The 13152-nt window shown below is 40.2% G+C and carries 14 protein-coding genes and 1 rRNA gene; 8 read left to right on the top strand and 7 right to left on the bottom strand.

The genetic code is table 11. The annotated features are described in order from the left end of the window. The first annotated feature begins 92 nt into the window (after positions 1–92). Both rrf and H5115_RS11690 read left to right on the top strand, forming a co-directional pair. Positions 93–207 (top strand): 5S ribosomal RNA (gene rrf / locus H5115_RS11695). 331 nt (positions 208–538) lie between these two features. Further along, positions 539–1132: a hypothetical protein gene (locus H5115_RS11690; protein WP_182755409.1), complete on the top strand. Its 594-nt coding sequence runs from the start codon at positions 539–541 to the stop codon at positions 1130–1132. A gap of 2 nt (positions 1133–1134) precedes the next feature. On the opposite strand, the gene H5115_RS11685 is transcribed toward H5115_RS11690, so the two are convergent. After that, the gene (locus tag H5115_RS11685) at positions 1135–1515 is read right to left on the bottom strand and encodes a hypothetical protein (RefSeq protein WP_182755407.1); all 381 of its coding nucleotides are present in this window, start codon (positions 1513–1515) and stop codon (positions 1135–1137) included. A 99-nt stretch (positions 1516–1614) separates the two neighbouring features. On the opposite strand from H5115_RS11685, the gene H5115_RS11680 reads away from it, so the two are divergent. Then, positions 1615–2055 (top strand): TerB family tellurite resistance protein, encoded by a 441-nt coding sequence (locus tag H5115_RS11680; protein WP_002959645.1) that lies wholly within the window; start codon positions 1615–1617, stop codon positions 2053–2055. Positions 2056–2072: 17 nt separating this feature from the next. On the opposite strand, the gene H5115_RS11675 is transcribed toward H5115_RS11680, so the two are convergent. Continuing rightward, positions 2073–2639, bottom strand: a complete 567-nt coding sequence (locus H5115_RS11675) for an NADPH-dependent FMN reductase (RefSeq protein WP_002959643.1) — start codon at positions 2637–2639, stop codon at positions 2073–2075. Between the two features lie 119 nt (positions 2640–2758). Between H5115_RS11675 and H5115_RS11670 the strand changes: the two genes are divergently transcribed. Continuing rightward, the gene (locus H5115_RS11670; protein ID WP_182755405.1) at positions 2759–3643 is read left to right on the top strand and encodes a LysR family transcriptional regulator; all 885 of its coding nucleotides are present in this window, start codon (positions 2759–2761) and stop codon (positions 3641–3643) included. 36 nt (positions 3644–3679) lie between these two features. On the opposite strand, the gene norR is transcribed toward H5115_RS11670, so the two are convergent. Beyond that, positions 3680–5236: a nitric oxide reductase transcriptional regulator NorR gene (gene norR / locus H5115_RS11665; RefSeq protein ID WP_182755403.1), complete on the bottom strand. Its 1557-nt coding sequence runs from the start codon at positions 5234–5236 to the stop codon at positions 3680–3682. A gap of 279 nt (positions 5237–5515) precedes the next feature. Between norR and H5115_RS11660 the strand changes: the two genes are divergently transcribed. Continuing rightward, positions 5516–6748, top strand: a complete 1233-nt coding sequence (locus H5115_RS11660) for an NnrS family protein (RefSeq protein ID WP_182755401.1) — start codon at positions 5516–5518, stop codon at positions 6746–6748. Between the two features lie 21 nt (positions 6749–6769). Further along, complete coding sequence (hmpA, locus tag H5115_RS11655; protein WP_182755399.1) at positions 6770–7951, top strand: NO-inducible flavohemoprotein; 1182 nt, start codon at positions 6770–6772, stop codon at positions 7949–7951. 71 nt (positions 7952–8022) lie between these two features. Here hmpA and H5115_RS11650 read toward each other — a convergent pair whose 3' ends face one another. The 3 genes from H5115_RS11650 to H5115_RS11640 form a co-directional block, all read right to left on the bottom strand. Next, the gene (locus H5115_RS11650; protein ID WP_039489149.1) at positions 8023–8394 is read right to left on the bottom strand and encodes a hypothetical protein; all 372 of its coding nucleotides are present in this window, start codon (positions 8392–8394) and stop codon (positions 8023–8025) included. Further along, complete coding sequence (locus H5115_RS11645) at positions 8394–10001, bottom strand: S41 family peptidase (RefSeq protein WP_165724160.1); 1608 nt, start codon at positions 9999–10001, stop codon at positions 8394–8396. Before H5115_RS11645 ends, H5115_RS11650 begins: the two co-directional genes overlap by 1 nt. 100 nt (positions 10002–10101) lie before the next feature. Next, complete coding sequence (locus H5115_RS11640) at positions 10102–10755, bottom strand: endonuclease (protein WP_029753119.1); 654 nt, start codon at positions 10753–10755, stop codon at positions 10102–10104. Positions 10756–10986: 231 nt separating this feature from the next. Here H5115_RS11640 and H5115_RS11635 point away from each other — a divergent pair, with 231 nt between their 5' ends. Then, positions 10987–11955 carry a DnaJ C-terminal domain-containing protein gene (locus tag H5115_RS11635; RefSeq protein WP_182755397.1) on the top strand — a complete coding sequence of 323 codons (969 nt, stop codon included), beginning with the start codon at positions 10987–10989 and terminating at the stop codon, positions 11953–11955. Continuing rightward, positions 11955–12275, top strand: coding sequence for a chaperone modulator CbpM (locus H5115_RS11630; RefSeq protein ID WP_002959626.1), 321 nt, complete (start codon positions 11955–11957; stop codon positions 12273–12275). The genes H5115_RS11635 and H5115_RS11630 overlap by 1 nt, the downstream gene beginning before the upstream one ends. Before the next feature lie 62 nt (positions 12276–12337). Here H5115_RS11630 and H5115_RS11625 read toward each other — a convergent pair whose 3' ends face one another. Then, positions 12338–13063: a hypothetical protein gene (locus H5115_RS11625; RefSeq protein ID WP_182682738.1), complete on the bottom strand. Its 726-nt coding sequence runs from the start codon at positions 13061–13063 to the stop codon at positions 12338–12340. Positions 13064–13152 lie beyond the last annotated feature (89 nt).

Here is a 13152-nt window from a genome sequence, read left to right as displayed (position 1 = left end):
AAGTAGATATTTACTGAAAGACTTAAAAAATATTATCAGATATTTTCCAAATTCAGTTAGTGCGTAGTAATACGGATTAACGCCCAAATTTGCTTGGTGACAATAGCGTTTTGGACCCACCTGATTCCATGCCGAACTCAGTAGTGAAACGAAACAGCGCCGATGATAGTGTAGCATTTGCTATGTGAAAGTAGGACATTACCAGGCTTCAAATTGAAGAGAGCCCGATTCGAAAGAGTCGGGCTTTTTTACGTCTGCAGAAAAATGAAATACGCGTAATTAACATCCACTTACAGCAACACACATCACGTAGGTCGGGCGAGCGTAGCGACTCCCGACGCTAAAATCACATCTAGAAGTGTGCAATTAATATTTTAAAAGTAGGATTGTTAATGAAGGCTGAGATATTTAATTGTTAATCGCTACTTAAAATTTTATCTAGTTGTCCTGTTCTCAGTTTTATATAGATACTTCTAATAAAGTACTTAAGAAAACTGTACTATTACAGGTGCTTTAAAATAACTATTACGAGAAACATATGAAATTATTAACTGCAGCAACTTTAATACTTGCCTCATCGACAGCTTTTGCTCGCCCTGCACCGTTAGTGTCTATTCCTACTCATGATGCCTTTTTTAATAGTATAGCAGCGCATTGCGGTAAAGCTTTTGAGGGTGGAGTAGCGGTAGATAATGCAAAAGGGCCAAGCTCATTTACAGATAAAAAACTGGTTATGCATGTACGTAAATGTAGTGAGACTGAGTTACAAGTACCGTTTCATGTAGGAGACGATGCATCACGTACGTGGATCATAACTAAAACGGGTAGCGGCTTGAGTTTAAAGCACGATCATCGTCATAAAGATGGAACAGACGACGCATCAACTATGTATGGTGGCCATACGCTTGATGCAGGGTCTGCGCAGATACAGTCGTTTCCAGCAGACCAATACTCTAAAGAGTTATTTGTAAAACAAGGTCTTGCGCAGTCTGTAGGTAATACATGGCAAATGTATATTTACCCAGAAGTATTTACTTATCGATTAATTCGCCAAGGACGTGAGTTTAAGGTGGATTTTGATTTAACTAAACCGATTACTCCACCATCAGCACCTTGGGGTTATAAAGACTAAGGTTACTTACCCTTACTTGTATTTTCTTTAGTTTCGCATTGGAGTAAAACACTTAAATCTGGTTGGTAAGCGCGTGGTTTTGTTGGAAAGCGTTCGTACTCTTGCACGCCTTCAAGTACTTTCAACATAAAGGTATTGCCGCGGCATAGACGGTCAGCATGACGTAACAAAAATACACTTTGATTGGTAAAGTGTTTGTAATCGTCTGACTGGATTTCTATTTTATAGTTGTCTTCGCCAATTTGTGTTTGGTAGTAATGTACTTTGTTATCGAAGTCGTAGAGCTTCTCGGTTTCGGCTTTTTCAGCAAGTGCAGTATTTGCACTCGAAAGGGCCACCAGCGTAGCGCCTATAAATAAGTGTGGTGTGTTTATTCCTTTCATAGAATGTATCCTTTAATTTGCGAAATTTATACCCATTAATAAGAGTAATAAGGTCGATTTCTTTACGTATTAGTCTAACACCCAAAAAGGGAAAGTGTGATGTTCAAACAAATAAAACAACTTTTTGCTGTATTCGATGAACAGCAGCCAAGTATGCAAGAGCACGATTTAAAAACAGCGGTTGCTGCATTATTAATTGAAGTTATGCGCGCAGATACCAAGCTTGAACATGATGAACAACGAACCCTGACTGTAACCTTAAAAAAGTACTTTAATTTAACAGACACTGAGGTTAATGAGCTTACTAATAATGCGGCAAGTAGCTTAGATGATTCGATAGATTACTTTCAGTTTTCAAAGCAGATTAATGAGCATTGTAGCGCGGCGCAGCGAATAGAAATAATAGAGTTATTATGGCGCTTAGCGTATGCCGATGGAGAAATAGATCCCCAAGAAGACTACGTTATACGTAAAGTAGCAGGGCTTTTATATGTAACGCATACCGACTTTATCGCCGCCAAAATAGCAGCGACAAAGTAAGTAGGCGTGCGTGCAAGTTATTTTAACTTACTTGCAACGCTTACTAACTGATGAGCGAGGGCTGATATTTTTTCAGCCGTTACAGGTTCATTTATTTGCCCATTTTCATTAAACAATGTGTGCACAGCGGGTACTGCAAGTTGATCGGCAAGTACTAACGATCCAATGCCGCTTAATATATCACGCACATGATTTAAACCGCGTAAGCCGCCAAGCCCACCAGGCGATGCTGCAAACAAAGCAACCACTTTATTACGAAAAGCAGGAACAGCACCTTGTTCTGTGCGCGATGCCCAATCAATCGCATTTTTTAGTGCTGCGGTAATAGAGCCGTTGTACTCTGGGCTTGCTAGTAAAATACCGTCGGCTGTACGTAGCTTATCTTTTAAAAGCTGTACATCGCTTGGTGTACCTTGCGCTTCAATATCTTCGTTAAATAGTGGGATGTTTAATTCGTTTAGTTTTATTACTTCTACTTCAGCACCTGTTTGTAGAGCAAAGCGTGCTGCCTCATTAATAATTTTTTGATTAAAGCTTTCTTGGCGAAGGCTTCCAGCTAGGGCGATAATTTTTGGTGCTGACATGGTAGTGGCCTTTTAATGATTTAAGTTACATGACTAATGTAGCAAAATTTCACTTGTAGAAAACCCTAATAAGCGCAACACTTGTGTGCGTATATGCACATAAGTAAAAGGTAGGCAGCATGGCGATAAAATTTGAAGATTGGCAAGACGTTAAAGTTGCGTTTGAAGTGGCACGGTTAGGCACGCTAACAGCAGCGGCCGAGGAGCTTAATGTGCACCACAGCACAGTGCTTAGGCGAATTAATAATCTTGAAAAAAACTTAAATGCACGGCTTTTTCATCGCCATGCTCGTGGCTACAAGGTTACTGAAATTGGCACCAAGTTATTTGCAACAGCACAAACAATCCATAGCTCCTTAGAGCAGTTACATAACGATATAGTAGCGGCCGATAGCACCCTTAGAGGTAGTTTGTTGCTAACGACGGTAAGTGGCTTCATGGATGTCCTTGGTGATGTATGTGAGCAATTTCAGGCGCTACATCCACAAGTGCAGCTTGAGGTTATTTTAGAACAAAAAAGGCTAAGGCTCGATCACGGACAAGCACATATTGCAGTACGTGCAGGCCCAAGACCTGATGAAGGCGATTATATTGCTCAGCATTTGGCGCAGCTTTCATCGGGTTTATACGCTAATAAACGTTACATTAATAAATACGGTATGCCTAAATTATTAATTGATTTACAACAACATAACTTTGTATCGGGCGTGGCAGGTTTTAATGCCCGCGTGCCTTATTTTGCATGGGCTGATGAGCACATTCCTGCATCGCAAATAAAGCTGCGAGTATCTGAAACTGCAGAAGCGACTCGTGCAATCATTAAAGGGCTAGGCATTGGCGGATTACAACATGACGTAGCGGCGCAATATCCTGATTTAGTGCCTATATTGCACAGTGAGTTAAGCTGGCCTACCGATGTATGGTTAGTCACGCATCACTTAGTGCATCGTACTGCTAAAGTACAAGCTTTTGCAGGGTTGTTAAAAACACACTTTAGTAAGTGAGCTGCTAATCAATAGTTTTAGCTGTATTTTAAATGATTATAGTATTTTTTTTACTTCTATTCCTAGGCGTTTAGCCAAGCGTACTAAGTTTGCTCTATCTAATTCAAGTACTCTTGCTGCTGCCGACCAGTTGTAGTTATGCTGTTTTAATTGCTCGGTAATTATGTTGTATTGCAACGATTCTACAGCTTGTTTTAAAGGTTGGTTGATTAAGGCGTTCGCTGTACTTCGGCTCTCTGCTATAGGGGGTTGCAGCGCACTCGGTGTTAAATCACAGTGCTCGCTTGTAATGGTTATTATTGGATTTTGCCATTGGCTTTGTTTTGCTTTTAGGGCGCTGCGGCTAATGACATGTTCAAGCTCGCGAACGTTACCTGGCCAGTTGTACTGATTAAGCAATGCTTGCGCTTCGGGGCTTAGTTTTAATTGTTTTATCCCTAATTTACGGGCAGTTTGCTCAATAAAATAACCAGCTAAGAGTGTTATGTCGTGCTCGCGTTTACTAAGTGGTGGCACAGTAATAGGGTAGACACTGAGGCGATGGTATAAATCGGCTCTAAAGCGACCTTGAGCTACTTCTTCTTTTAAATTTCTGTTGGTTGCAGCAACGACGCGTACATCTACGTACTTTGGCGTGTCTTCTCCTACCGTTTGTATTTCACCACTTTGTAGCACTCGTAATAGTTTACTTTGCATGGCCAGGGGCAGTTCGCCAATTTCATCTAAAAATAACGTGCCGCCATCAGCTAATTGAAATTTACCTTGGCGCGAATTTTGTGCGCCTGTAAAAGCCCCTTTCGCATGACCAAAAAATTCACTTTCGGCAAGATTTTCGGGAAGCGAGGCACAATTTAAGTGAATAAGCGGTTGATCTTTTCGGGTTGAGTTTAAGTGAATGTTACGCGCAACAAGTTCTTTCCCTACCCCTGTTTCACCTAATATCAGCACGCTAAAGTTAGATGCTGCAACGAGTTTAATGTCGTTTTTAAGTGTTTGCATTAGCGGACTTTGGCCAATAATTTCACCGCCGTCCCGTGTTAATGCTTCACGATTTAGTTCTTGTACTAATGCACTTGAGTGCTGTGCATGCTGTTTGTAATGGGCAAGTTCTAAGGCCGTTTTAAAGTGCGCGCTACACAGCGTTTGTAAGGTATTGAGTGTATCAGCGCTTATGCTGTTAAATGCATTGGCGTTAAGGCTATCAAACGTAAGTACGCCAAGTAGCGCGTTTTTATCATAAAGAGGTAAACCTAAACATGCATGTACCGGTATGTCGCCGGTTTTAGCTAATAGCAATCCGTCGTATGGATCGGGTAGTGGGCAGTCGTGCGCAAATTGAAGCGCGAGTGTGCTTTTGCAAATAGCTTCTAGGCGAGGGTGTTCTACTATTTTAAATCGTCTGCCTAAACTGTCGGGCATTAATCCTTTAATTGCCAGGGGTTTTAATTGTTCGCCCTGAAGCACTAATAACGCACTTGCATCACTAGGAATAACCCGCTCAACCGTTGCTAGTAATTGATCAAAGCTATGCTCGTGTAGTGTACTTTGAGCAAGCTCTAGAGCAACTTGTGTAAGGTTGAATTGCTGGTTCACGTCAAAATGACCTATTTGTGTTTTTATGAGTTAATTTATAGTAGGTCATAAAGACTCACACTGTAAAGTGATTTAATTTAACTTGTTGAATTTAATTAATTAAACTTGTTGGCACAGTATGTGTAATAGCTAAGTAACGTAGTTAGTTACAGAGATCGCCATGACCACACTAATGCTGAATAATTTAAATAATCAAACACAGTTTAGTTCACTGCATGAGGCACTAGCGTGCGCTGAATACTTTTTTGCTCAGTATGGTGTAGGGCAGGAAATAAAATAATGCGCCCTATAAACTTAACAGAGCCAATGCCAGCACGCGTTGCTATTCATCAAGTATCTCAATGGCCGTTATGGATGCTAGCTTTTAGGCCTTTCTTTTTAGGCGGTGGCTTATTGGCATTTTTGTCAGTGGGGTATTGGCTACTTATTTTAACAGGCCATACAAGTTGGCACTTATCGATACCTGCGACATTATGGCACGCGCACGAAATGCTGTTTGGCTTTGCAGGAGTTGTAGCTGTTGGCTTTTTACTTACCGCAGCACAAACGTGGACAGGCGTGCCGAGCATAAGTGGCAAAGCCCTTATGTGGCTTACGTTTATATGGCTTGCAGCGCGCTTAGCATTTTTTGTAGCACTGTCAGATATTACTCATTTTAATTTATATGCTGCACTTACATTACAAGTTATTTGGTGGTTAGGCGCCATAGCCGCGTTGGCTAATATGTTATTAAAAGCCAATAGCAAAAGTAACTATCCGTTTTTAGCTATTTTAGCTGTGCTTTGTGGGCTCAATGTATTGTATTTAATACTTGTTTTACAACAAAACATGCAGCTTGCACTTGGTGTGGTTGATACCGCAGTACTGGTAATTACTTTACTAGTTGGCATTGTTGCGGGCCGCGTTTTACCATTTTTTACCGCTAAAGGTCTAGGTTTAGCCGCACAAGTTCGCACTCCTAAAATAGATAAAGCGGTGATGTATTTATCTATTGTGGCTATCACTTTATTTTTCATTAACAAGTTGTTTTTGAACACGATTAATCCTGCGTTAGTTGTGGCAACTATTGCTGCGCTTCACCTGCTTAGGGCTGGTTGTTGGTGGGATAGCAAGGTATTGAGAGTGCCGTTGTTATGGTCTTTACATTTTTCCTACTTAGCGTTAGGCGTAGGATTAATGATGGTTGCATTTAGCTTTTATAGCAGTGCAATGCAATTTAAAGATGCGCTGCACTTAATCACTATTGGCACAATAGGTATGATGATTTTAGCAATGATGACGCGTGTATCGCATGGTCATACAGGGCGTACACTCGCTATTCCTCATTACATGGCTGTTGCTTTTGCACTTGTGTTAGTAGCCGCTATTACTCGCTCATTACTCCCTTTTGTTATTAGGCCTCACCTTGCTTGGCAAATAAGTGCTTTGCTGTGGTTAGTAGCTTTTTCATTATTTTTAATTCACTGCACACCTATATTAACGCGGCGTCGTGTTGATGGGCGTCGTGGTTAGTTCACCCATAGGAAAACACATATGTTATCTGATAAAACCATTGAGATCGTAAAAAGTACTGTTCCGTTATTAGCGCAGGCGGGTACGGTTGTTACCAATCATTTTTATAAGCGTTTATTTAGCCATAATCCTGAGCTTAAAAATATTTTTAATATGGTGAATCAAGATACAGGTCGTCAGCAATTTGCACTTTTTAATGCGTTGGCTGCGTATGCACAAAACATTGATAATTTAGCTGTATTAAAAGAAGCACTAACGCGTATTAACCATAAACATACCAGCTTAAATATTTTGCCTGAGCATTACCCTATTGTAGGTGCACACTTAATTGGTACGCTTAAAGAGCTTCTTCCTGAGCAATTTACTCCCGATGTTGAATACGCTTGGCGCGAAGCTTACGGCGTACTTGCTGATATTTGTATAACCGAAGAAGCTGCTTTGTATGAGCACAGTAAAAATAAACACGGTGGTTGGGCGGGAACTCGCCAATTTAAAATAACCAACAAACAGGCTGAATCAGAACTAGTAACAAGCTTTACACTTACGCCAGTTGATGGCGAAGCTGTTATTACACATAAACCAGGACAGTATTTAGGTATTAAAGTTAAGCCAGAGGGCGCTGAATATGAAGAAATTCGCCAGTATTCTATTTCGCAAAAAAGTAACGCTAAAAACTACCGTATTAGTGTTAAAAAAGAGCTACAGCCAAAGCCTGGCATGGTGTCTAATTATCTACACTCATTAGAGCAAGGCACTATTGTTGAGTTATACCCGCCAGCAGGAGACTTCTTTTTACGCAATAACACAAACCCAGCGGTACTCATTTCAGCAGGTGTTGGGCAAACGCCAATGCTGGCTATGCTTGAAACGCTATTAAGTGACAACTCTAATCAAGAGATTATGTATTTACATGCCTGCGAAAATACTCAGCAGCACTCGTTTTCAAAATATTTATATGATCTAACAGCGCAGAATAACCGCTTGAAAACAATAACGTGGTTTAACCAAGCGACAGAGGGCGCTGACTTTACTGGGTTAATGAACCTAAATGCAGTACAAGCACAGCTACCATTAAGTAATGGCGACTTTTACTTATGTGGTCCTGCCGGTTTTATGGCATTTATAAAAAACCAGTTACTTGAACTAGGTGTTAAAAACGAGCAGATTCATTATGAAGTGTTTGGTCCGCATGAAGACTTGTAATAACGCTTTAAAATAGAAAAAGGCGTACAGCGATGTGCTGCGCGCCTTTTTATAAACGCTAATAAAGTGCCTTATAACTCTTTACAGGTCACACCTTCAAGTACTGTAGTAAGCTCTTTTTTAGGATAGTAAAGCTCGCATTGGTTATTACGTAGTTGCAAAATAAACTTCTCAGATTTTATATTATGCGCGCCCATAATTACTCTGCCATCAGACCCTTTACTCATTGCATGATCAATTAGCAGTTCGCTACGTTTAGTAAATACGGAATCGGAAAGTGTTACTAATGCACCTCCCTTAGCTTGTTGAATTGCCTGTTGTAGTGTTGCAATAACGCTGGGATTAACGCTCGTTAATATAGCGGGTTTAGCGGGCTCACTATTTACACTTTGGCATCCTCCCAAAGCGAATAAGGTGGCTAATGGGAGTAATAATTTAGCCATTACCTTTCCTCACTCAGTGTTGGCCAAGTTAAGTCCATATTACGCTGGGTAAATTGCTCAGGCATATTTAAAGGAATGAGAGATTCACGAGAGCTTGAAAAAGTAGCTGGCTCTGCTTTTGCAGCAGCCGTTCTAATTGGGCAACTGCCATTTTCAACATGAAACAATGCGGTGGCTAAAACGGCCTCGTCACTGTCGCCTAACTGATGATCAAAGTCGTCCTCAATTTCACAACCTTGAACATCAGCATCAAATTGTGGCGTAGGGGTTGGTGTAAAACCCGCAGCGTATTCGCCAAATCCTTTGCTATTTACCCCACTAAATTGAATAGTGTAATAGGTTGTTGCGCAGTTATGAGTTGGGGTAAAGCCATAGGGCTTACCGCAGGTTGTATCGCCAATTAAAATAACTTCTGCATCTATACCTTTTAAACCATTAATAAAAGCTTCTGATGCCGAACAGGTGCCTGATGTGCTTAATACATAAACCTTCGATAAGTTTAAATCAGGTAGGTTTTCACCTGTGCTAAAAAAAGTAGAGTAATCTATTTCTTCATCAATAAATGGGAAAGGCGAATCAACGGGTTGTTTATCGTTTTGTTGAGTTTGATAATAAAAGCGGTTGTTAACGTTGGCATTACCGGCAACCATATAAGCCAATTGTGCCGACAGTGCTAATAAACCACCACCGTTATATCTAAAGTCGATTACAAGCTCATCAATACCATCGGTTTTAAACTTATTTACTGCATCAATAAGCCCTTCTTGGGCAATGCTTATATGACTATTAAATTGCATGTAACCCACGCTTGAACCATTTGCGGTTGTAATCGTTTTAACATTTTGAACCGGTGTTTGTTCAATATTGCCAGCGGTTACATTAAATGTTTTTTCGGCGCCATCGTTACTGCGTACAACAATAGTATGTGAGTCGCCGTTAGTAGGACTAAATAAGCCTTCGTTAAGCGTATCTACACCCGACTGTGTATTGGTATTAATGCTAACACCGTCAACTGAAAGTACAGTATCACCACGTTGAAAGCCTATTTGGCTTGCAGGTGAATCATCTTCAAGATAAGCGACGCGTAAAATACGGTCGGCTGTATCGCCAATAAACGCCCAATTTATACCGTAACCAGAAGTAACGCCCGATTGCGCTTCTTGAAAGTAATCTTCAGTAGGTTCTGAAAAATGAAAGTTATCTTTTTTTGCCCCTGAGTCGGTAAGCTGCTCTGTTTTTAATTGGGCAAAATAATCGGCTACTGTGGCAAAGCTTTCAGGATCGTTATCGGCAATCTCATCATACCAAAGGTAGGTTTCGTCGCTCCAAGAGCGAAGCCAGAGTTTTTCGTAAAGGGCAGAACCGGCTTGATCTGGGTAAGGCTCGTTGTTATTAAAGGGATCGTTACCCGTACGCGGGGTTTCGCAAAAGTTTTTTAAATCGTTAGAGGGTTCAAATACACCCGCAGTCCATGTTGGACTGCTACTAACAGGTGTTGTAACTACAGGGGCTGAGTCGATGCCGCTACCACCGCCGCCACAACCGGTCAAAGCAAAGCCCGCAAATGCAGTGAAAATGGCAAGCGAGGTTTTATTATTTTTAAACATAGGTAAGGGCTTTTTTGTAAATAAGTTGTTTAAAATATTACAACACTCGCTCGTTTATTCAACATTTATAACTTTGATTTATGTAAATGAGTGTTAAAGCTTAGAGCTTACTCGCACTACTTGTATCTGCGAATGCTTGCTTTTGCCATGCATTAAATAACTTTTGCTGTTTATCAGAGATTTTTAAACCGTATGTTTTTTGCATGTAAGCGTAGGTGTCAGCTATACGTTTTCGTGCATAAACAGGCGGTTCAACTACACGTTGCTTAAAGTTTACTTTTACTTCGCAACGACCATATTGTGTGGCGTTTTCGCTAAGCATACCAAAACGATAATTAGAGCGATCGGCATTAATTTCGCCAATAGCTGGCGCTAAGTTATTTATATCAGCTTCCATTTTTCTAAATTTAGCACTTACTTTACGGCAGTTTTTACGCCCGCCATCTTGCCAGCATTGTAGCTGGTGACCAAATTCCCACGCCGGAACAATGTGCTCCCACTCAATGCGTAGTGCTCGCACATTTACTTTGCCTGAGCGGGTAAGGGTATTTCGAGGAATGTAACCACAGTTAGACGGATCAGGAACGAGTTTTTTGCCTTCTTTTTTAATGTCGCAACCGCAGTAAATGCTTTTGGCGTTGTCAGGTAGGGTTTTAATTAAATGTCTTTTAGCCGTTGAAAAACGGGTAAATTGTTCGGCTGATACCGAAGCGCACACACAACAAGCCAATAAGGCCAGAATAAATCGAGTCATATCCATCACAAATGTGAACTACAGGAATAGGCAGTTTAAAGCCTTGAAGATAAAAGATAAAGTTAACTTAAGGCCTACGCTTATATTACTAAAAAGTGCCTGATTAATTTTTTACTCAAAGTTATTTTCACTATTCATTTATTTCTCACTATTTATCGTATTTTAACCACACAAGGTTACCCGTTAAGGAGTATGCTTAAAGCTTACTCAATATGAGGATTTGGATTGCAAATGAAATTTGTTGATTATTATGCAGTGCTTGGAATATCGCCTGATGCAGATGATAAAGCGGTTAAAGTAGCTTATAAAAAGTTAGCCAGAAAATATCACCCAGATGTAAGCAAAGAGCCTCAAGCAGAAGATAAGTTTAAAGAAATAGCAGAAGCTTACGAAGTCATTCATAACAAAGAAGAACGTGTAAAATACGACGAGTTACGTCGTCACCAACAAAATCGTGCTCGTCAACAGCAAGGCCATTATGGTGGTAATAATGCCTCTTCGCAAAGTAATTACCAGCAAAGCGATCCTCAAACCGACCAAGAGTTTTCTGACTTTATTAATTCAATGTTTGGCGGGGCTGGTGGATTCGATCGTTCTGGGCAAAGCAGAAGTAACGCCGCTCGCGCGCAAAAAGGACAAGATGTGGAAATAGAGTTCCTAATTTTTCTTGAAGAGACTTTAGTTGATACCGTGAAGCCTGTTGAGTTTATGTTACCGCAGCGAGACAGCAGTGGCCGTGTTACTGAAATTAAAAAATCACTTAAAGTGAAAATTCCTGCAGGCTCAGTAAATGGCGAGCGAATTCGACTAAAAGGGCAAGGCGGGTTAGGGTCAGCGAATGGGCAAAATGGCGACTTGTATTTACAAATTAGTTTAGTGCCTCACCCATTATTTGATGTTGAGGGTCATAACCTAAATATAGTTGTCCCTCTTGCACCATGGGAAGCGGCTCTTGGTACAAAGCTAAATTTACCTACGTTGACAGGTAATATCCAATTAACTATTCCTTCTAATAGTCAGTCTGGTCAACGCTTGCGTATTAAAGGTAAGGGATTAATGAGTAAAAAAGCTAAAGGTGACTTATTTGCTGTGCTTAAAATTGTTAATCCAACATCTGTTGATGATACCAGTAAAAAACTGTGGGAAGAATTAGCCGAAAAAGCTCACTTTGATCCCCGTAATAACTGGAGCAAGCCATAATGCAAATTATCGTGACACAAAAAGACGATTTACTTACTAGCAAAGAGCTATGTTTGAGCAGTGATATTAGCGAAGCAATTTTATATGAGCTAGTTGAGCATAATATTGCGGTTCCAATTGAGGGGGAGCATGTTACGCAGTGGCAATTTACGGTATCTGCAGTGACCTTAGTTAAAAAAGCGGCCCGTATCCAGCATGACTTTTCGTTAGATTGGTCGGCAATAGCTTTAGTTTTACAATTGCTGGATGAGCGTGATGAGTTGATTTTCGAAAACGAAATGTTAAAGCGACATTTGAGTCGATTTAAGCACTTGGAATAAAATAAGCCCTAGGCTTATTTACTCTTTGATAAGTGGGCGCTAGCTCTCAAAAACCAATATGACTACTTTGATTTATTCTTATTTTTAATTCGGATAAATCGTTTTAGTCGTATATTTTGTATAAGTAATAATATTCCACTTAAACAAAAAAGTACGCTGGTTGCTGCAAAACTAATAAGCAGCGGATTATTAAAATCCTCTCGCTCATCGTAATCCATAATATGTAACATCCAAAAAAAGTCGAATATTCGCCATAGCGTGCTGCGAACGGTGACAACTTTGCCGTTATTTTCTGACAAGTACAGTGTTGTGTTAAATGTGTCGTCAAATTGTACCTGCCAAACATTGGTTTTATATCCAACTTCTCGCGTACCTTGCTTTAGTAGTACAGCGCTTGTTACTTGAGCATCAATAAGTAAGTGTGCTTTAGCATTTGCGGTAATTTGTATTTTAGTTGGCGGTTCAAATGGTCGGCCTGTTATGCCATTGAAGCTTTGCTGCTCGTTATTACTAAAGACAGTAATAAGTGGTGTAGTTAAGAAGTTCTCAAAAATTATTTGTGTTGGATTAACCACCTGAGAGGCAATATCGTCAAGGGAAGCAATATAATCAGCCTGCGTAAATGGATTATTGAGAGTACGTGTAGCAAGATGCTCCCCATGAACTTTATCAAGAGGGATTGCACTCATAATCAAACCACCTAGTAACCATGCTAAAATTTGTAGTGCTAATAAATAACCTAACCATTTATGTAACTTGCGAGCATGCTTAAATATTTTTTTATTCATGTTTTAGTCTTATTATTTTTAGAGGCTAGTTTATTACATTAATGGGATAAGTTACTGCGACATTTTGTCGCAGTTTAAACTATAGCTTA

The organism is Pseudoalteromonas sp. SR44-2, from assembly GCF_014163745.1.
In the GTDB taxonomy this organism is placed as follows: domain Bacteria; phylum Pseudomonadota; class Gammaproteobacteria; order Enterobacterales; family Alteromonadaceae; genus Pseudoalteromonas; species Pseudoalteromonas distincta.
The sequence above is the reverse complement of the archived record's forward strand: the minus strand, read 5'-3'. Positions and strand labels throughout refer to the sequence as shown.

What these genes read in the sequence shown, in the direction of transcription:
- H5115_RS11685 (WP_182755407.1), bottom strand. Translation starts at nt 1,515, where the DNA reads ATGAAAGGAATAAACACACCACACTTATTTATAGGCGCTACGCTGGTG.
- hmpA (WP_182755399.1), top strand. Translation starts at nt 6,770, where the DNA reads ATGTTATCTGATAAAACCATTGAGATCGTAAAAAGTACTGTTCCGTTA.
- H5115_RS11635 (WP_182755397.1), top strand. Translation starts at nt 10,987, where the DNA reads ATGAAATTTGTTGATTATTATGCAGTGCTTGGAATATCGCCTGATGCA.
- H5115_RS11690 (WP_182755409.1), top strand. Translation starts at nt 539, where the DNA reads ATGAAATTATTAACTGCAGCAACTTTAATACTTGCCTCATCGACAGCT.
- H5115_RS11645 (WP_165724160.1), bottom strand. Translation starts at nt 10,001, where the DNA reads ATGTTTAAAAATAATAAAACCTCGCTTGCCATTTTCACTGCATTTGCG.
- H5115_RS11630 (WP_002959626.1), top strand. Translation starts at nt 11,955, where the DNA reads ATGCAAATTATCGTGACACAAAAAGACGATTTACTTACTAGCAAAGAG.
- H5115_RS11660 (WP_182755401.1), top strand. Translation starts at nt 5,516, where the DNA reads ATGCGCCCTATAAACTTAACAGAGCCAATGCCAGCACGCGTTGCTATT.
- H5115_RS11650 (WP_039489149.1), bottom strand. Translation starts at nt 8,394, where the DNA reads ATGGCTAAATTATTACTCCCATTAGCCACCTTATTCGCTTTGGGAGGA.
- H5115_RS11625 (WP_182682738.1), bottom strand. Translation starts at nt 13,063, where the DNA reads ATGAATAAAAAAATATTTAAGCATGCTCGCAAGTTACATAAATGGTTA.
- H5115_RS11670 (WP_182755405.1), top strand. Translation starts at nt 2,759, where the DNA reads ATGGCGATAAAATTTGAAGATTGGCAAGACGTTAAAGTTGCGTTTGAA.
- H5115_RS11675 (WP_002959643.1), bottom strand. Translation starts at nt 2,639, where the DNA reads ATGTCAGCACCAAAAATTATCGCCCTAGCTGGAAGCCTTCGCCAAGAA.
- H5115_RS11680 (WP_002959645.1), top strand. Translation starts at nt 1,615, where the DNA reads ATGTTCAAACAAATAAAACAACTTTTTGCTGTATTCGATGAACAGCAG.
- H5115_RS11640 (WP_029753119.1), bottom strand. Translation starts at nt 10,755, where the DNA reads ATGACTCGATTTATTCTGGCCTTATTGGCTTGTTGTGTGTGCGCTTCG.